Genomic DNA, 16,887 nt, shown 5'->3' with positions numbered 1-16,887 from the left:
GAACACCCGCGTGATCGGAGGCGCTGTGCCCAGAACCAATCTGTCGATGTCCATCTCCGCCGACGGCTTCGTCGCCGGGCCGCACCAGGACCGCGATCACCCGCTCGGCGTCGGTGGTGAGCGGCTTCACGGCTGGCACCTGGGCCCCGACAAAGACCATCCCGTCAACCGGCAGGTCGTCTCCGACATGATGGACGGCATCGGTGCGACCATCATGGGGCGCAACATGTTCGGGCCCATCCGGGGCGAATGGGGGGACTCCGGCTGGACAGGATGGTGGGGTGAGGAGCCGCCGTACCACTGCCCGGTGTTCGTCCTGACCCACCATGCACGTGAGCCGGTCGAGATGGCCGGCGGCACGACCTTCCATTTCGTCACCGACGGGATCGAATCCGCTTACGCCCGAGCCGAAGCCGCCGCCGGGGGCAGGGACATCTCGATCGCCGGCGGCGCCTCGTGTGCCCGCCAGGCCATCGCCGCGGGTCTGGTCGACGAGATCGATCTGCAGATCAGCCCGGTGATCCTCGGCTCCGGCGAACGGCTCTTCGACGGGTTCCCCGCCGGCACACCCGAACTCGAACTCGAGCGGGTCCTCGACGCGCCGGGCGTGGCTCATCTGCGCTTCCGTGTCATCCGGTCGTGAAGATCGCCAGCAGCGAGGCGGCCGGATCCGTGGCGGAGGTCAGGGCCGCGGCCAGCGCTGCGGCGGCGGTCGCCAGCGCCAGAGCGACCGCGAAACCCAGCACGGTGCGTCGGCGACGGCGCTCGCCCGGCGCCGTGGCGCGCCACGCCGCCCCGGCACGGAAGCCGGCCGCGGCGAACATCACCGCGAGAACCGAAGCGGTCAGCCCGAGCGCCGACAGATACCGGCGCTGGCTGTCCACCAGCGTGAGCAGCGCGGGTCGCTGCGCGTACGTGCCGGTCGGATCGACGAGCCCACTGCGGATCTGCGCCATGACGTCGCGGAGCTCCCCGGGCGGCGGGTCGGCCGGAAGGAGGGGCGTCAACGCCGACAAGGGGGCCGCGGTGGCCTGGATGTTCGCCGCCACCACGACGACCGCGCACAGCGCCAGGACCGTCACCAGCGTTGCGCATACCGGGTACCCGAGGCGTCGGCGACCACCGGCGTCGTCACGCAGGAAACGACTCCACAGGAGGATGGCGAGCACGCCCGACGCCACCGTGGACAGTCCCGAGATGACGATTTTGATGGCGTGCCAACGGCGCCAAAGATCAATCAGCTCAGTCATTCCCGAGGTCATCGCACCGCTGGTCGAGGTCCACGATGTCACCAGATTGTCCGCGAACGCTGTCGCGAGCGGCGTGTTGTCGCCGATGGTGACGTATCCACCGCCGGCCGCCAGGGGAGGCACCACCACGAAGGCCGCCACCAGCGCCAGTGCCGCGGCCACGAGCCAGGCAACTCCTCGCACGCGGCACCTCTCCTCGTCAGGCGGATCACTCTAGAGCCGAGCACCCCCACGGCGTCGGTAGCATCCGGGTCGATGGCTATCACATTCGAGAACGTCGGCATCGCGGTCTCCGATCTGGAGGCGACGATCTCCTTCTTCACCGATCTGGGTCTGGAGGTCGTCGGCCGGGACACCGTCCGCGGTGAGTGGACCGACACCGCGGTTGGCCTGGACGGCAACCACGCCAAGATCGCGATGCTGCAGACGCCCGACGGTCAGGGCCGCCTCGAATTGTTCGAGTACATCCACCCCGAGGCGATCACCTCGAATCCCACGCTGCCCAACGAGATCGGCATGCACCGCGTCGCCTTCTCGGTCGACGACCTCGATGAGGCCTTGGCGATCGCCGCCCGGCACGGGTGCCATCCGTTGCGCGGCGTGGCGACCTACCGCGACCTCTACAAGTTGACGTATCTGCGGGGTCCGAGCGGCATCCTGGTGATGCTCGCTGAGAAACTGACGGCGGAGTGACCCCGAGATCCACTCGTCCTACGTACCGCTGAGCGGATCGAGCTGGGCTGCAGTCGCATCGTCGGCCACGGTCGATCTGCTCAGTGCCTGGAACCGCTCGTCGTCGGCGAGAAGGGCCCGCCCTGCGGCTGTGGCGTAGTCGTAGGCGTCGGGCCCGACCAGAAGCCGAGCCGGCGGCTCGGCCATGTCGATGATCTGCAGCACCAGATCGGCGACCTTGGCGGGGTCGCTGGCGCCGATGCTGCTGGATCTGCTCATCTGCGCCGCCGCGCCGACCGTGCTCGCGTACTCGTCGCGCACCTCGTCGACACGCATCGACGCACCGGCCCAGTCGGTGCGCATGCCGCCCGGCTCGAGCACGGTGACTTTGATGCCCAGCGGAGCGACTTCGGCGGCCAGCACGCCGGAGAACCCGGTGACAGCCCACTTGGCCGACTGGTATGCGGCCAGGCCGGGGCGCGTCAATCGTCCTCCCACCGAGGAAATCTGGACGATGTGACCGGACCCCTGGGCGCGCATGACCGGTATCGCGGCCCGGGTCAGCCGCACGACGCCGAAGAAGTTGGTGTCGATCTGGGCGGTGAAGTCGTCGATGTCGACATCTTCGATCGGGGCCATATTCGCATAGCCGGCGTTGTTGACCAGGACGTCGAGTCGCCCGAATCGCTCGACCGCGGTGGAGACGGCGCCGCGGGCCTGGTCGGCGTCGGTGACGTCCAGTTCCACGACGGCGAGGCGGTCCGCATGCCGGTCGGCCAGGTCGGCGAGCGCGGAGGGCGACCGGACGCCGGCGACGATGCGGTGCCCGGCGGCCAGCGCCCGGTCGACGAGGTGACGGCCGAGGCCGCGGGAGGCACCCGAAATCAGGATGACTTTCGATGGGTTCGTCATGATGTTTCCCTTTCTGTGGTGGGTGGACGAAGTCACGAGACGGTGCGGACGACGCCGCCGTCCACGCGGAGATCGGCCCCGGTGATGTAGTCGGCGTGCGTGCTGGCGAGGAAGGTCACGGCCGCAGCGACTTCCTCGGGTCTGCCGAATCTGCCGACATCGTTGGGGAACCACGCGGTCGACGCGGCCTTTTCGATGTCATTCCAGTGGGATCCCCAACCGTGCTCGGCGGCGGCCCGGCGGGCCATCTCTTCGGTGGGGCCGGTGAGTATGGCGCCGGGAGCGACGATGTTGGCCGTCACGCCAGTGCCGGCGAGCTCGCGGGCCAGGGACACGGTCGCGTTATGGCGCGCAGCGAGACTGGCGCTGTAATGGGGGTGTCCCGCTGCCGGCTGAAGGGCCAGACCGCCGCCGATCTGGATCACGCGACCCCACCCCCGGCGTCGCATGCCGGGCACCAGGTGCTCGATCATCCGCACGCCGGAGATGACGTTGACGCGCATGATCTCGAGCCAGTCGTCCGCACCGAGCTGCGTCCACCGCAGCCCGTCGTAGTAACCGGCGTTGTTGACCAGGATGTCCACCGCACCGGCGGCACCGGCAACCTCGGCTGCCCCTTCGGCGGTCGCGATGTCTCCGATCACGCCTGCGGCGTCACCGCCGGCCGAGCGGATCCCGTCCACGACGTGGTGGGTGCGCTGCTCGTCTCGGCCGTGCACCACCACGGAAGCGCCCTCGCCGGCCAGCATCTCGGCGATGGCGCGGCCCAGCCCTGTGCTCGATCCGGTGACCAGTGCTCGTTTGTTCGACAATCCCATCTGCATATGTCTACAAATGTAGACTTCTCGTGATTTATTCCTCTACCGTGAGGTATGCCGTCCAGCTCACCGCGCCGCCGCGATGCGGCGTCCACCCGCGAGGCTATCTTGCACTCGGCCGTTCGCCATTTCGCACGGGCCGGCTACGACGGCGCAGGCGTGAGGGATATCGCCGCCGATGCCGGCTTCACCGCGATGCTGGTCAACCGCTACTTCGGGTCGAAGGAGCAGCTGTTCGTCGAGGCCGTCGAGACCTCCTTTGCGCCAGCGGTTTTCGTCGCCGAGAACGCCGCAGATCTGGCGCGCCACGTAGCCGCCGCGCTGGTCGCCCATACCGATCCGCGAGCCGATCCACCCGAGCCGTTCCTGATCATGCTGCGTTCGCTGTCGAACCCGCGGGCCACCGAGATCGTGCGCGACGCCATCGAACGCCATGTCGGGCGACGACTGGCCCGGCAACTCCGGGGCCCCGGGGCACACCTTCGGGGGGACGTCATCCTGTCGGTGATCTCCGGTGTGCTGCTGATGCGAAGCGTCGTGGGCGCGACCACGCTGGCGCACGCGAAACCGGGTGATCTGCAGGCTCTGCTGGAAGGGGCGTTCACCGCGCTCGTCGACGCGCCGCCGCGCCGGTGACGGTCAGCGCACGACCGCGACGACCGTCAGCGTCGGATCCGAGGCGCTGATCGGGTTGCCCGCGTCGCGCAGCGCCACCAGCAGGTCGATGACGTCCCGCCCGAGGCGCTCGCCCGGCATCACCAGCGGGATGCCGGGCGGGTAGGGGGTGATGGCCTCGGCGGCGACCCGTCCGGCGGCATCGGCCAGTGCGACGCTGTCGGTGTCGGCGAAGAACGCGTCACGCGGCGTCAGCACCACGTCCGGCCGCACCGCGAGCAGATCAGCGGTCCACCCACTCGCCGTGTCGATATCCCGCTGTCCGAAGTGGGCGGATACTTCCTCGAAAGCCGTTGTCAGCCGGTCGAAGTCGTCGGCGGTGTTGCCGATGGTGCTGATGCACAGAATGTGTCCGGTGCCGGCGAGTTCGGGTTGCACACCGTGCACGTGGTTGAGCCGCGCCAGGATCTCCCGTGCGTCGGCGTTCACGGCGGCGGTTCCGATCAGCAGCTTGGTCTCGTCGAGCTGGCACAGGCCGGTGCCGGGTCCGGCCAGGTGGTGCGGTCGCAGCACCGTCAGACCCGGAATCTGGCTGAGCCGCTCGGCGGCGGATCGTGCCCGGGCCAGCGCGGCGTCGAGCAGGGCCCGGCCGTCGAGCACCATCTGCCGGCGCGCCAGATCGATCGACGCCATGATCGCGAAGTGCGGGCTGGTGGTCTGCACGAGTTGCAGGGACCGCCGCACCGACGCTTCGTCGAGCTGGGCGGTGTCGACGTGCAGCACGGCGGCCTGGCTGAGCCCGGACAGGATCTTGTGCACCGACTGCACGGTGGCGGCGGCGCCGGACCGCTCGCCCGGAGTGGGCAGCTCCGGGTGGAACGCGAAGTGCGGGGAGTGCGCACCGTCGACGAGCATCCGCGCGCCGTAGCGGCGGCACACCTGGGCCAGTGCGGTGATGTCCCCGGTCGTGCCGTAGTAGGTCGGGTGCAGCACCCACAGGGCCTTCGCACCGGTCGTCTGGAACGCCGTCTCGACGACGCCGGTGTCGAGTCCGTGTGCGACACCGAACGCGGCGTCCCAGCGCGGCTCCAGCCACACCGGCCGGGCGCCGACCTGCACCAGCCCTGCCAGCACCGACTTGTGGGCGTTGCGCGCCACCAGAACCGGCTCGTCGGGCCGCAGCGCCGTCAGCGCGACGGCGATGTTCCCGCCCGTGGATCCCTGCACCATGACGAAGCTCTGCGGGACGCCCCATGCGTCGGCGATCAGCCGCTCCGCCTCGAGGATCGGCCCCGCCGGGCAGTGCAGCGTGTCGGTGTCGGGCAGGTTGTTCAGGTCCAGGGCGGCGATGTTCTGCCGCAGCCACGGGTCGAGTGTGCGGCCGCCCTTGTGCCCCGGCGAGTAGAACGGCGCCTGCCCGCGCTCGACGAATTCGCGTAGCGAGGCGAACAGGGGTGCGCGGGTGTGGTCAGAGCCCATAGACGCGTTGGGCATTGGTGACGCCGATCATGTCGACGATGCGGATCGCGTCGGCCTCGGCGCAGTCGCCGGTCCGGACCCACTCGCCGAGCACCAGCCCCATGGCACGCCGCCACAGCACCGACCCCAGCACGTGGAGTTCGGGTGGGCCGAATGCGTCCGACGAGTACAGCTGTTTGGCGAACGGCGCGGTGTCCAGCGCCTCGGCGACCAGTCCGGTGGCGCGGGGGCCCAGGTAGTTGATCGCCAGCCCGACATCGAAGTTCACGTGGTCGAAAGCCTGTGCGAGATAACCGGCTTGGCGGTGGTACGGGTAGCAATGCAGCAGCAGGAGGGGCACGGGCGGCATGGTTCGCAGCAGCGGCAGGAGGAGCAGGGGATCGCAGCGGTGCAGATCCAGATCACGGTCGCCGAACCCGACGTGCACCTGGATCGGCAGGCCGTGTGCCGCCGCCTCGTGCACACCGAACGCGATCAGCACCGGGTCGTCGATGCGCGGCGAACCCGGCCGCGCCGCGAGGTCCCGGGCGCGGGTCACGACGTCGGCGTCGGCGGGCGCGCTCCAGTCGATGTCGAAGCCGGTGCGGTAGGCCACGATCGTCTTGGTGCCGACGACCGCCGGGTCGTCGGCGGCGCGCGCCAGCGCAGCCCGCATCGCGTCGGGGAAGTCGTCGGGGGCGGTGCCGTCCTCGAGAAGATCCTCCGCGACCCGTTCGAGCCGGATGATCTCCGAGGACTGCCCACCGGCGAGTTCGGCGAGGCGGCCGTGCGGGGTGATCCGGTCGCCCTTGAAGCCGGTGTCGACGATCCAGCGCGACACACCGGCGGCCGGCAGCATCGTCGTCGCCAGCTCGTCGGGACCGAATTCGCAGCGGCGTTTCCAGTACTGTTCGCCGTCGGCGTGCGGGGGCAGACCGAGAAGTGGTGCGCACCAACGCCGTATCGACAGGCCGAGAGGGGAGTCGAACTGTGTCATCCAGCTCGGCACCGGATCGTTGGACCCCTCGTTGATCGAGAACTCGAACGTGGCCCGGTCGACGGCTTCGGTGAAGGTGCCGTGCACGTGGTGGTCGACGAGGGTGACGGTGCGCAGGTGGTCGGCGAGGCCGTCGGGGACCTGGGCCTCCACGCCGTCGAAGACGTCCTGCAGTTCACCAGCCGGCATACTTCGCGACCTCCTCGGCGTCGACCTTGCCTGCGGCCGCGTCGCCGATCGCCGCCCTGAGGATCTCCGCCGCCTGCATCGCCTGACTCTCGGTGAGCACCAGCGGCGGGGTGATCTCGAGGACGTTCCCGCCGACGTAGTAGACGACCGCGCCCAACTCCCAAGCACGGTAGACCACCGCGGCGGCCAGCCGCGGATCCCGGTCACCCGTCTCGGGATCGACGAGCTCCAGGCCGACGGCCAGGCCGCGGCCCCGGACGTCGCCGATCCGGTCACCGCCGGGGGAGTCGGCCAGACCGCGCAGCGAATCCGCGAGTACCGCACCGACGGTGGCGGCGTTGTCGACGAGCCCGTCGGAGACGATGGTCTTCAGGACTGCCCGGCCCGCGGCGGTACACACCGGGTTGCCGGCTGTGGTCAGCAGCGCCGCAGCGGGCGGGTTGTCGAGGATCTCGGCGGGTCCGACCGCGGCCGACAGCGGCAGCCCGCCGCCGATCACCTTCCCGAACGTGACGATGTCGGGCACCACGCCGTCGTGCTCGAAGGCGTGCAGGGTGCCCGGCCGGCCCAGCCCCATCTTGACCTCGTCGCAGATCATCGGGACGCCGTGGCGCCGGCACACCTCGTGCAGCTGCGCCAGGAAGCCGTCCGGGGGTACCACCAGACCGCCGTCGGACAGGATCGGTTCGACGATCAGGCACGCGACGCGACCGCCGCCCAGATGCTGGTCGGCCAGTTCCAGGCAGGCCGTCACATCGGCCTCCACACCGTCCGGCCCGGGCCGGAACGGGTTGGGGTAAGGCAGGAACACCGCGTCGGGATCGGCGGGCGCACCGGCGTCGACGTGCACGCCGGAGACGCCCATCGCGAGACCGACCCCGCCGTGGTAACTGTGTTCGAACGCGACCACGGTGCGCCGCCCGGTGGCGTGCCGGCATGCGCGCAGCGCGACGTCGTTGGCGTCCGAGCCCGCGTGCCCGAGGTAGACGCGGCGTTCGCCGTCGCCGGGCACCAGCGCGAGCAGGTCTTCGGCCAGGCCGACCGAATCGGGGTGCACCGCCGACAGTCCGCCGGATCCGGGCGCGTCCCGGATCGCGCGGCTCACCGCCTCGACCACCGCGGGGTGACCGTGCCCCAGCCCGGACGCCGTCCACGTCGCGGACAGGTCGAGCAGCTCACGACCCTCGGGGGTGGTGAGTATGCACCCGTGGCCGGACTGCACCTCGAGCGGGAAGAAGCGCAGCTTCTCGATACCGGCGATGACGGCCGCGTCGCGGGCGTAGAGCGAGCTCACGCGGGTCGGGTCGGTTCGGCTGCACCGGCGCCGCGGGGCGCGAGCTCCAGTTCGACGGCCAGCGATTCACCGACGCGCTTGGCGATGCCGGACAGCGCCACCGCGATGACCAGGCCGAGCGCACACCAGTAGAGGCCCAGCAGCGGTGCGGCCGACCAGCTGTCGGCGTCCTTGACGTTGAACCACAGCACGGTGACGATCACGACGGCACCGAGCAGGGGGAGCACCAGGCCGGGCACTCTGCCCGTGCCGCCGTGCACCGATCCGAACTTCGGCGCGCCGACGAAGTAGGCGGCCGCGAGCTCGACGAGCAGGTAGCACACCATCAGGCACACCGATCCGGCGACCGCGAACAGGAAGTAGGTGTTGATCGCGGCGTTGCCGGTGCCCATGTCGGGCCAGCCGAGCGCCCCGCAGATCAGGTCGACCACCAGCGCGACGACCACCACGAGCCAGGTCGCCCGGCGCGGACCGCCGGTGCCGGCGTGGATGTGCGCCAGCGCTTTCGGGCCGAATCCGTCGCGGCCGAAGGCGTAGAGCATGCGGCCCGACGTCGCCGAGGTCGCCAGGTGGCAGCCGAACGCCGACACGATCGCGGTGAAGATGATCACGAGCGAGAACCACTGGCCGATGTAGGTGCCGCCGAGATCGCCGAGTGTGTTGCCGGAACCCTGGAACGCCTCGAGTCCCGCTGCGTCGGTGCCGAATCCGACCACCTGCGCGAACATCACGACCACGAACAGCACGCCGGTGAGGATCAGCGTTCCGGCCAGCGCGCGGGGGATGTTGCGTTTGGGGTCGTCGGTCTCCTCACCCATCGACGCGCACGCCTCGAATCCGGCCCAGGACAGGAAGGCCGCCACCACACCGGCCAGCACCGCTGACGCGGAGACACCGCCGGAGAAGGAGAACACCGAGAAGTCGATGCCCGTCGCGGGGGCGCCGCCCTGGGCGAAGATCGCCACCACGAGCACGATCATCGCCAGGATGCCGATTCCCTCGATGGCGAGCAGGATCTTCGCGAGCAGCTGAATGTCTCTGCCGGACAACAGGAACGAGATGACGGCACCGATCACCACCACCAGTAGCCAGGGCACCTGGTAGGGGTTGTCGTTGCCCGGCTGCAGCGCCGCGATGAACGAGTTCACGAAGGCCGCCGTCAGGGCGAGCGTGCCGATCGAGAACCCCCAGTAGGCGCCGAGCATCGCGAAACCGGAGAAGAAGCCGGTGCGCGGCCCGATGGTCCCGCCCACCAGTCCGTAGGCCGATCCGGCGTGATTGAGGTGCCGGGTGAGCCGCACGAAGCTGTAGCCGACCAGCGAGACGCCGACCAGGCCGATCAGGAAGACGAGCGGGATCGATTTGCCGACGGTGCCGATCAGACCCTGGCCGTTGCCCGACATCGCCAGGGTCGGGCCGACCAGCGCCACCGACAGGGCGAGTGCGACCCAGAACGGCAGCCGGCGGTGGGGGATCTGATCGGGGTGCTCCGAGATGATCGGGGTCTCTGGCGCCATGGGGTTCTCCTTCACTTCAGCAGGTCCACGCGAGCCGGAGGGCGTCGCAGATCTGAGCGGGGGGCATGTCGCCGAAGGTCGTGCATTCGTAGCGGCGCACGGCGACAAGGGCGGCGACGATGTCGGGGGTGAGCAGTTCGGCGGCGGCGGCGGAGGTCTCCATCGCGTCGAGCGCGTCGCGCTGGGCGAGGGGGAGCGGACGGGTCGGGACGCCGGACTGCGCCGGGTTCTCCGGGATCTCCTCGGGCAGGTCGAGGCTGCGGTCGATCCCGCGCAGTGCGCTGCCGAGGAAGCCCGCGGCGGCCAGGTAGGGGTTGGCGCTGGGGTCGATGAGTTTGAGCTCCATGTTGGCCCCGTGCGGGTTCCCAGGGGTCGCGGCGATGAACCGCACCGCGGCTTCCCGGTTCTCCAACCCCCAGCAGGCCGTGGCTCCGGCCCAGTTGCCGGGCTTGAGCCGCAGCGCCGATACGGCCGATCCGGCGTAGAGCCCGATGAGGTCGGGCAGGGTGTCGAGCACCCCGGCGATGGCGGCCGCACCGCCGGCGCGCAGCCCGCGCGGACCGTCCCCGCCAGAGAGCAGCGGACCGTCGCCGTCGGACAGCGACAGGTGCAGATGTGCGCCGTTGCCGGCGGCACCCTCGAAAGGCACCGGGGAGAACGAGATTCGCAGCCCGTGGCGCGCGGCGGCGCGGCTGAGCACGATCCGCGCCAGGATGACCGCGTCGGCCGCCGCCACCGGTGTATCGGGCGCCAGCGAGATCTCGAGCTGGTCGTGGCCGTACTCGGTGTGCAGTTGCTCGACCGGCAGGCCTGCGCGTTCGGCGGTGGTGGCGAGGTCGACCAGGAACGCCGACCGGTCCAGCGAGGTCCGGATGCCGTAGGGCGACCACGCGTCGGTGGTGGCCGGCCCTCCGTCGGCCGAGAGCATGGTGCATTCCAGCTCCCCGCCCATCCGGACGTCCAAGCCGCGGTCGGCGGCGGCGCGTTCGTACCTGGCGAGCAGCGTGCGGGTGCACAGTGGCGCCGGCCGACCGTACTGGTCGTTCAGTGACCCGGGCGCCCAGGCCACCCCGTGCTCGACGACGCGGAGGTCGTCGGGATCGATGCGGATGCGCAGGTCGCCGGCCACGCCGATGGTCGGGGTGAACGCGATGCCGCTGTCCACGCAGAACACACTCCAGGAGGGGGAGACCCCCATTCCCGAGCGCGCGAAGGCATCCAGCCGCGAGGCGGGCACGTACTTGGCCCGGGTGACGCCGGCCAGGTCGGTCACCGATCCGGCGACGATGGCCACGCCTTCAGCACGCAGGTCGGGGTGTCCCATGGGCAACGAACTTCCTCCAACGGTGGGTGACAGGTTCACGCTATGTCATAAATGTTTCAGCGTCTTTAATTCTCGACCTTTATGATCGATTCATTAGATCGTGTCGTCGGGTGAACGGAGATGCGGATGTGTCGTCTGCTGGGTGTCGCGTCGGTGCTGCCGACCTCGGTGGCCGACACCGTCGGCGACACGGTGCTCATGGATTTTCTGGCGCTGACCAAGATTCACGGCGACGGCTGGGGGGTGGCGTCGGTACTCCACGCCGATGATGTTCCGCGCGTGGAGGTTTCCGCTGACAGCGCCCTGGAGGATCCCCGCTTCGGCACCGCCACCAAAGAGGTCGCGCGGGGGTCGGTGGTCCATCTGCGATGGGCGACCAACGGGCTCGCCGTGCAGCCGGAGAACTCGCATCCGTTCGCCGCCGACGGCGTGGCGATGGCCCACAACGGGTCGATCAAACCGGTCGGTGCGCTCGAGGCGCTGCTCGACCCCAGCGTCGCGTCGACGCTGCGCGGCACCACCGACAGCGAGCGCTACTTCGCGTTGCTGCGCCAGCACCGCGCGGCCGCACCGGATCTCGTCGAGGCGGTGCGGCGGGCCGTCGCCGAGTTGCGGCACCTCTATCCCGACGCGAGCCTCAACGCGCTCCTGCTGGGGGAGGGCCAACTCATCGCCGTGCACGCCCACGCCAGAAGCCGGCTGCTCGACGAGGACATCGAGGAGATCAGCGCCACCGACCTGCCCGCTGAGCATCTCGAGGACTACTTCTCGTTGCGGATCGCACGGCCCGACGAGAACACTGTGGTGATCGGCTCGACCGGCTTCGGTGATCTGAAGTGGAGCCCGCTGCCGGCCGAGAGCGTGGCGTCGGTGTCGCTGGCGGACTTGTCGGTGACCGTCGTGCCGATCATGGCAGATTGATCGGCATGGACGAACGCGGCGAGACGGTGGCGGCCCGCACCAACGCTGCGCTGGCCGGGCTCAGTCGCGCCGAACGCCGGGTGGGCCGCGCGCTGCTCGCCGATTACCCCAGCGCCGGGTTGGCCAGTGCCGCAAGGCTCGCCGAGCGCGCCGAGGTGAGTCCGCCGACGGTGCTGCGGTTCGCGCAGTCGCTCGGCTACGACGGTTTCACCGACCTGCAGGTGGCGTTGCGAGCCGAATTGACCCAGCAGTCCAGCGGACCGTTGACGCGGCTGGCCGATGCTCCGCCGGCAGGCAGTCCACTCGACCGTCTCCTGCATCAGGCGCGGGCCCAGAATGCCTGTGCCGAAGAGACATTGGCGCGACTACCCGCACCGATGCTCGAGGCCGCGGTGGCGCTGATGGCCGACGCGTCGCGCCCGTTGCATCTGCACGGCGGCCGGTTCTCCCATCTGCTCGCCGTGCACCTCGCCGCCCATCTCGAGCAGCTGCGACCCGGGGTACGGCTGCTGTCGGATCCGAAGGGCAGGGACCTCGGCACGATGATGGACCTCACCCGGCGAGATGTCGTGGTGCTGTTCGACTATCACCGGTATCACCGCAGCGCCGCCGAGCTCGCCGCCGATGTGCACCGGGCCGGAGCGACGCTGCTGCTGATCACCGACGACATGGCCTGTCCGGTGGCGCCCGACGCCGAGGTGGTGCTGGCCGCGTCGAGCACCGTCGGCACGGTGTACCAGAGCATGTCGGCGGGATTCCTGCTGACCGAGGTGCTGATCCCGTTGGTGATGGACGCGATCGGGGAGCCGGCGCGGACGCGGATGGCGCTGTGGGAGGAGCGTCGCCGCAACGAGGTGCTGCCGTGAACCGGCTAGTCGCCGACCGCCCTGAGCACGGTGTCGGCGAAAACGACGACGTCGTTGCGGCCCTGCCGCTTGGCGCTGTAGACGGACGCGTCGGCCGACATCATCAACTCGTCGAGGGTGTGACGGCCGGTGCAGCCGGACACTCCGATGCTCACGGTGCTGCCGTCGGCGCCGAAGTCGGCTCGGGCCCGGTCTTCCTGACGCCGGCGGATCTCCTCGGCGAGCGCACGCGCCCGTTCGACGCTCACCCCGGGCAGGAGTGCCGCGAACTCCTCGCCCCCGACGCGGCCGATGATCGCTCCGCGCGGATCGTCGCGCTGAGAGCCCAGGACGTCGCGCAGGATCGCGCTGAACTCCACGAGGGCCTGGTCGCCGGCGCGGTGCCCACGTCGGTCGTTGAGCAGCTTGAAGTGATCGAGGTCCATCATCAGAAACGCCGTCGGCATCCCGGTTGAGTCACCGTGGGCCAGCAGTTCCTGCGCGCGGGCCGCGAACTCGCCCCGCCGCAGCACGCCGGTCAGGTCGTCGCGGGTGGTCGCCTGCCGGATCTCGTCGAGCAGACGGCGCCGCTCGGCCGTCGCCGCCGCCACGAGCAGGGGGCCGAGCGCGAGAAGGGCCAGCGCTATCTGGGTGGTGGTGCTCACGGGTGCCGGCGCCGCACTGGCGCCGACCCCGACCGACAGCGCGAGCATCGCGACCGTGGAGGTCATCACCATCAGCGCGGTGGCGAACATCCGGCCGCCCAGAGCGCACGCCATCAGCGCGGGCATCGTGAAGGCCACCGCACTGCCGCTGTCCCGCATCAGCCAGGCGACCACCAGCAAGGCGATCAACAGCGTCCACGACGTGGCCACGGTTCTCAGCGCCCCCACCAGACCGGTCCACGATGTCCACCGCCATCGGCGGACCGTGAGGAGCACGGGCAGCAGGCAGGCGTAGTTCACCAGGTCGCAGGCGAACCAACTCAGCCACCCTTCGGGCCAGGTACCGCCGAAGTAGCTCACGGCGACCGTGGCGCCGATGACGGCGCCGACCGCGCACCCGGCAACGCACCCCGACGCCAACCTGACGACGGTCGACGGCGTCGCCACCCGCACGTCGGCAACGTCGAGACGGACGAACACCAGTAGGGCAACGACGACCCCGGCCAGATTGGCGACGGCCAGCACGACCGCGGGAGTCGCGGCGGTGCCTTGCGAGAGATCCGCGGCCACGTACCCGACCGCCGCGGCGCTCCACACCTCGAGATGGCGGCGCGCTGCGCGATGGCGGACAAGGACCGCGAGCAGGATGGCGTTCGCAGGCCAGAGCACGGCAATGGACTCGGGGAGGCGGCTGTCGATCCCGGCGACCGATGCGGTGAAGATGACGACGCCGACCGCGAGCGCCCGCACCGCGCGGGTGCCGGCGAAACTGGCTAACGTCACGGTACGAAATAGTAGCCAGTCCAAGCTGGTTTTACACCTGGTGTGACAGTTGTGGCAAAGTTGGTTGCCATCGCGCGCATGCTGGGTGCGGCGCCGACGACCTCGCGGCCCGTCAGCCGGTGACGTCGAGGATCTTGATCGCGAACACCAGCGAGTCGCCGGGCAGGATGCCGGCGGCGGGTTGGCCGGCGGGATATCCGTCCGCGGAGGTCATCGCCACTGCGACGGTGGAACCGACATTCTGGCCGGCGATGGCCTTCTGGAAGCCGGGCACCACACTGTCGAGCGGGAAGTCCACCGGGGTGCCGCGTTCGTAGCTGCTGTCGAACACCGATCCGTCGCGGCCGTTGACGCCCATGTAGCAGACCGACACGGTGGCGGTGTCCGCGACGACGGGTCCGGAGCCGGCCTGCAGGGTGTGCACCTGGGTCTCGGGAACGCTGAACGGCGGCGTCACGGTGACCACGGGTGCCGCGGTGTCCGTCGATCCAGTGACGGCGACGCTGCCTGTCGCGCCCGGCAGCGTCCACTCCGACGTGCCGGGGTTCTGCGGCGCTGCGGTCGGGCAGGCCGGCGCCTGCGCCTCCGACGAGGGCGCGGACCCGCAGGCGGTCAGCGCCGCGACGGACAGAGCACAGGCGGCGAAGGCGAACGAGGACGGCAGGCTCCGGAATTTCACCGCCGCCACGCTACCGCCGTCGGGGGCAGGTTTGGGCACGGGCCGGGTGTGGGCACTGTGGGAATCATGAGCGACGACAAGAAGGTCACGGTCGAACGAACCATCGACGCACCCGCTGACGCCGTCTTCGACGTGCTGACCAATCCCCAGCGGCATCCGGCTCTGGACGGGTCCGGATTCGTCCGCAGCGTGGACCACGCCGACCGGATCCAGAAGGTCGGCGAGGTGTTCACGATGAACATGCAGGGCGACCACATGGGCGGGGAGTACAAGACCGACAACCACGTCTCCGGGTACGTCAAGGACAAGCTGCTGGCGTGGAAGACCGCACCCGCGGGCACGGAGCCTCCCGGCTGGGAGTGGTTGTGGGAGTTGGAAGCTCAGGGCCCGAACGCCACCCTGGTCCGCCACACCTACGACTGGTCCAAGGTGACCGACAAGGACCTGCTCCAGAAGGTGAAGTTCCCGCTGGTGACCGAGGACCAGCTCAGCGATACGTTGGGTCGGTTGGCGGCCGAGACGTCGTCTCGCTGAACGCCACGACCGGGATTCGTCGGCCGCCGGCCATCCGCTCGTAGTCGGCGTAGTTCGGAACGAACTGCTTCGCCAGGTCGAACAGCCGGTCGCGTTCGGCACCGGTCATCTCCTCGGCGACGAAGGTGCCCGTGTAGCCGCGCGCCGACAACGTGACGTGCGGATGCGCGATGACGTTGTGGTACCAGGCGGGGTGGCGTTCGCCGCCGTAGTTCGAGGCGATGGTGATGACCCTGCCGCGATCGGTGAAGTAGGTCAGCAGCGTGCTGCGCTGCTGACCCGTCTTCGCGCCGGTGTGGGTGAGCAGCACTTCGGGAAGCACGAGCGACATCGACACGTGCCCGTTCGTCAGCTTGATGACCGCCCGGTCGATGCGCCAGCCGTACCGCTTGAGGAACCGGCGCGCGGTGTCGGTGCCCATCAGCTTGGCGCCCGCCTTGAAGAACGGCGACGGCGCTGTCGGTTCGACCTCGGGGATGCCCATGCTGGGCGAGGGTAGCGCGTGAAGCGGGCGCTGCCGCTGTCGGTGCGCACGCCGTCGGAATGCACAATGACCCCATGCGAGTCGCGATTCTGGGCACGGGCGCCATGGGCGCCGGCATGGCGCAGTCACTTCTGCGTGCAGGCATGGACGTCACGGTGTGGAACCGCACCGTCGCGCGGGCGGAGCCGTTGGCCGACGACGGCGCGACGGTGGCGTTGGATCCGGTTGCGGCCGTCGCCGACGCCGACGTCGTGATGGCCATGCTGTTCGACGCAGCATCCACCATCGAGGTGATGGAGACGGTCCTGCCGCACCTGCGCAAGGACGCGGTCTTCGTACAGTGCGCGACCGTCGGCGTCGAGGGTGCCGCACAGACCGCGTCGGTCGCCGCCCGGCACGGTGTCGCTTTCCTGGACTGTCCGGTGCTCGGCACGAAGGCGCCGGCCGAGCAGGGCAAGCTCGTGATGCTGGCGTCCGGTGATCCCGCGCTGAGGGAACGGGTGCAGCCGGCGTTCGATGGCGTTGGTACCAAGACGATCTGGGTCGGCGACGAACTGGGGCTGGGCTCGAAGCTCAAACTGGCGTGCAATGCGTGGATCGCCACGCTCGCTGCCGCTGCCGGGCAGTCACTCGCCCTGGCGAAAGCGCTCGGCGTCGACCAGCAGCTGGTGTTGGACGCGTTCGACGGGTCGGCCGCAAACTCCGCTTACCTCCAGATGAAGGGTGCGGCGATCATCGGGGACTCCTACGCTCCCCAGTTCAGCGTCGACGGGGTCCGCAAGGACGCCGGGCTGATCGGGGATGCGCTCGGCGCTTCCGGTGTGTCGACGGTGCTGATCGACGGCGTGCGCGCGGCCTTCGATGCGGCCAGCAGCGCCGGCCACGGCGGTGACGACATGGCCGCGGTCTACTTCGGGTTCTGAGAGCCCG

Annotated in this window: 18 protein-coding genes; 7 read left to right on the top strand and 11 right to left on the bottom strand. The window is 69.9% G+C overall.

The window, feature by feature from the left end; translation table 11 throughout:
• Window positions 1–25: 25 nt before the first annotated feature.
• A complete protein-coding gene (locus tag MCHLDSM_RS16345) occupies window positions 26–643 on the top strand; it encodes a dihydrofolate reductase family protein (RefSeq protein ID WP_048471162.1) in 618 nt (205 codons plus the stop codon).
• Here the strand turns inward: MCHLDSM_RS16345 and MCHLDSM_RS35050 are convergent.
• Entirely contained in the window at window positions 630–1,412 is a 783-nt protein-coding gene (locus MCHLDSM_RS35050) for a hypothetical protein (RefSeq protein WP_053083006.1), read from the bottom strand. The two genes, MCHLDSM_RS16345 and MCHLDSM_RS35050, sit on opposite strands and share 14 nt — an antisense overlap.
• A gap of 93 nt (window positions 1,413–1,505) precedes the next feature.
• Here MCHLDSM_RS35050 and MCHLDSM_RS16335 point away from each other — a divergent pair, with 93 nt between their 5' ends.
• The gene (locus MCHLDSM_RS16335) at window positions 1,506–1,943 is read left to right on the top strand and encodes a VOC family protein (protein ID WP_048471027.1); all 438 of its coding nucleotides are present in this window, start codon (window positions 1,506–1,508) and stop codon (window positions 1,941–1,943) included.
• An 18-nt stretch (window positions 1,944–1,961) separates the two neighbouring features.
• On the opposite strand, the gene MCHLDSM_RS16330 is transcribed toward MCHLDSM_RS16335, so the two are convergent.
• Entirely contained in the window at window positions 1,962–2,834 is an 873-nt protein-coding gene (locus MCHLDSM_RS16330; RefSeq protein WP_048471026.1) for an SDR family NAD(P)-dependent oxidoreductase, read from the bottom strand.
• 32 nt (window positions 2,835–2,866) lie between these two features.
• On the bottom strand, window positions 2,867–3,652 hold the full coding sequence (locus MCHLDSM_RS16325) for an SDR family NAD(P)-dependent oxidoreductase (RefSeq protein WP_234714017.1): 786 nt from the start codon (window positions 3,650–3,652) through the stop codon (window positions 2,867–2,869).
• A 54-nt stretch (window positions 3,653–3,706) separates the two neighbouring features.
• On the opposite strand from MCHLDSM_RS16325, the gene MCHLDSM_RS16320 reads away from it, so the two are divergent.
• Window positions 3,707–4,288 carry a TetR/AcrR family transcriptional regulator gene (locus tag MCHLDSM_RS16320; RefSeq protein WP_048471024.1) on the top strand — a complete coding sequence of 194 codons (582 nt, stop codon included), beginning with the start codon at window positions 3,707–3,709 and terminating at the stop codon, window positions 4,286–4,288.
• 3 nt (window positions 4,289–4,291) lie between these two features.
• On the opposite strand, the gene MCHLDSM_RS16315 is transcribed toward MCHLDSM_RS16320, so the two are convergent.
• The 5 genes from MCHLDSM_RS16315 to MCHLDSM_RS16295 are packed head-to-tail and all read right to left on the bottom strand — an operon-like array spanning window position 4,292 to window position 11,046.
• Complete coding sequence (locus tag MCHLDSM_RS16315) at window positions 4,292–5,746, bottom strand: aminotransferase class I/II-fold pyridoxal phosphate-dependent enzyme (protein ID WP_048471023.1); 1,455 nt, start codon at window positions 5,744–5,746, stop codon at window positions 4,292–4,294.
• On the bottom strand, window positions 5,736–6,911 hold the full coding sequence (locus tag MCHLDSM_RS16310; RefSeq protein WP_048471022.1) for an amidohydrolase family protein: 1,176 nt from the start codon (window positions 6,909–6,911) through the stop codon (window positions 5,736–5,738). The genes MCHLDSM_RS16315 and MCHLDSM_RS16310 overlap by 11 nt, the downstream gene beginning before the upstream one ends.
• Entirely contained in the window at window positions 6,898–8,205 is a 1,308-nt protein-coding gene (locus tag MCHLDSM_RS16305; protein WP_048471021.1) for an aspartate aminotransferase family protein, read from the bottom strand. Before MCHLDSM_RS16305 ends, MCHLDSM_RS16310 begins: the two co-directional genes overlap by 14 nt.
• Window positions 8,202–9,722: an APC family permease gene (locus MCHLDSM_RS16300; protein ID WP_109788858.1), complete on the bottom strand. Its 1,521-nt coding sequence runs from the start codon at window positions 9,720–9,722 to the stop codon at window positions 8,202–8,204. Before MCHLDSM_RS16300 ends, MCHLDSM_RS16305 begins: the two co-directional genes overlap by 4 nt.
• A 16-nt stretch (window positions 9,723–9,738) precedes the next feature.
• A complete protein-coding gene (locus MCHLDSM_RS16295; RefSeq protein WP_048471019.1) occupies window positions 9,739–11,046 on the bottom strand; it encodes a type I glutamate--ammonia ligase in 1,308 nt (435 codons plus the stop codon).
• 126 nt (window positions 11,047–11,172) lie between these two features.
• Here MCHLDSM_RS16295 and MCHLDSM_RS16290 point away from each other — a divergent pair, with 126 nt between their 5' ends.
• Together MCHLDSM_RS16290 and MCHLDSM_RS16285 are read left to right on the top strand one after the other, a co-directional pair.
• Entirely contained in the window at window positions 11,173–11,967 is a 795-nt protein-coding gene (locus MCHLDSM_RS16290) for a class II glutamine amidotransferase (protein WP_048471160.1), read from the top strand.
• A 5-nt stretch (window positions 11,968–11,972) separates the two neighbouring features.
• On the top strand, window positions 11,973–12,833 hold the full coding sequence (locus MCHLDSM_RS16285) for a MurR/RpiR family transcriptional regulator (RefSeq protein ID WP_048471018.1): 861 nt from the start codon (window positions 11,973–11,975) through the stop codon (window positions 12,831–12,833).
• Window positions 12,834–12,838: 5 nt separating this feature from the next.
• Here the strand turns inward: MCHLDSM_RS16285 and MCHLDSM_RS16280 are convergent, their stop codons facing one another.
• Both MCHLDSM_RS16280 and MCHLDSM_RS16275 read right to left on the bottom strand, forming a co-directional pair.
• On the bottom strand, window positions 12,839–14,260 hold the full coding sequence (locus tag MCHLDSM_RS16280) for a GGDEF domain-containing protein (RefSeq protein WP_048471017.1): 1,422 nt from the start codon (window positions 14,258–14,260) through the stop codon (window positions 12,839–12,841).
• A 112-nt stretch (window positions 14,261–14,372) separates the two neighbouring features.
• Window positions 14,373–14,939 carry an FKBP-type peptidyl-prolyl cis-trans isomerase gene (locus MCHLDSM_RS16275; RefSeq protein WP_048471159.1) on the bottom strand — a complete coding sequence of 189 codons (567 nt, stop codon included), beginning with the start codon at window positions 14,937–14,939 and terminating at the stop codon, window positions 14,373–14,375.
• 66 nt (window positions 14,940–15,005) lie between these two features.
• On the opposite strand from MCHLDSM_RS16275, the gene MCHLDSM_RS16270 reads away from it, so the two are divergent.
• Entirely contained in the window at window positions 15,006–15,473 is a 468-nt protein-coding gene (locus MCHLDSM_RS16270) for an SRPBCC family protein (RefSeq protein WP_048471158.1), read from the top strand.
• On the opposite strand, the gene MCHLDSM_RS16265 is transcribed toward MCHLDSM_RS16270, so the two are convergent.
• Complete coding sequence (locus tag MCHLDSM_RS16265; RefSeq protein WP_048471016.1) at window positions 15,427–15,957, bottom strand: nitroreductase family deazaflavin-dependent oxidoreductase; 531 nt, start codon at window positions 15,955–15,957, stop codon at window positions 15,427–15,429. The genes MCHLDSM_RS16270 and MCHLDSM_RS16265 overlap by 47 nt on opposite strands.
• Before the next feature lie 59 nt (window positions 15,958–16,016).
• Between MCHLDSM_RS16265 and MCHLDSM_RS16260 the strand changes: the two genes are divergently transcribed.
• Entirely contained in the window at window positions 16,017–16,880 is an 864-nt protein-coding gene (locus tag MCHLDSM_RS16260; protein WP_082168909.1) for an NAD(P)-dependent oxidoreductase, read from the top strand.
• Window positions 16,881–16,887 lie beyond the last annotated feature (7 nt).

The sequence above is a fragment of the Mycolicibacterium chlorophenolicum genome (assembly GCF_001044235.1).
In the GTDB taxonomy this organism is placed as follows: Bacteria; Actinomycetota; Actinomycetes; order Mycobacteriales; family Mycobacteriaceae; genus Mycobacterium; species Mycobacterium chlorophenolicum.
Note: the sequence above shows the minus strand (reverse complement) of the source record. Positions and strands in the feature narration are given on the sequence as shown.

Coding starts and splice junctions, on each gene's coding strand:
- MCHLDSM_RS16300 (WP_109788858.1), bottom strand. CDS start 9,722: ATGGCGCCAGAGACCCCGATCATCTCGGAGCACCCCGATCAGATCCCC.
- MCHLDSM_RS16320 (WP_048471024.1), top strand. CDS start 3,707: ATGCCGTCCAGCTCACCGCGCCGCCGCGATGCGGCGTCCACCCGCGAG.
- MCHLDSM_RS16295 (WP_048471019.1), bottom strand. CDS start 11,046: ATGGGACACCCCGACCTGCGTGCTGAAGGCGTGGCCATCGTCGCCGGA.
- MCHLDSM_RS16260 (WP_082168909.1), top strand. CDS start 16,017: ATGCACAATGACCCCATGCGAGTCGCGATTCTGGGCACGGGCGCCATG.
- MCHLDSM_RS16315 (WP_048471023.1), bottom strand. CDS start 5,746: ATGGGCTCTGACCACACCCGCGCACCCCTGTTCGCCTCGCTACGCGAA.
- MCHLDSM_RS16270 (WP_048471158.1), top strand. CDS start 15,006: ATGAGCGACGACAAGAAGGTCACGGTCGAACGAACCATCGACGCACCC.
- MCHLDSM_RS16310 (WP_048471022.1), bottom strand. CDS start 6,911: ATGCCGGCTGGTGAACTGCAGGACGTCTTCGACGGCGTGGAGGCCCAG.
- MCHLDSM_RS16330 (WP_048471026.1), bottom strand. CDS start 2,834: ATGACGAACCCATCGAAAGTCATCCTGATTTCGGGTGCCTCCCGCGGC.
- MCHLDSM_RS16325 (WP_234714017.1), bottom strand. CDS start 3,652: ATGGGATTGTCGAACAAACGAGCACTGGTCACCGGATCGAGCACAGGG.
- MCHLDSM_RS16285 (WP_048471018.1), top strand. CDS start 11,973: ATGGACGAACGCGGCGAGACGGTGGCGGCCCGCACCAACGCTGCGCTG.
- MCHLDSM_RS16265 (WP_048471016.1), bottom strand. CDS start 15,957: ATGGGCATCCCCGAGGTCGAACCGACAGCGCCGTCGCCGTTCTTCAAG.
- MCHLDSM_RS16290 (WP_048471160.1), top strand. CDS start 11,173: ATGTGTCGTCTGCTGGGTGTCGCGTCGGTGCTGCCGACCTCGGTGGCC.
- MCHLDSM_RS16335 (WP_048471027.1), top strand. CDS start 1,506: ATGGCTATCACATTCGAGAACGTCGGCATCGCGGTCTCCGATCTGGAG.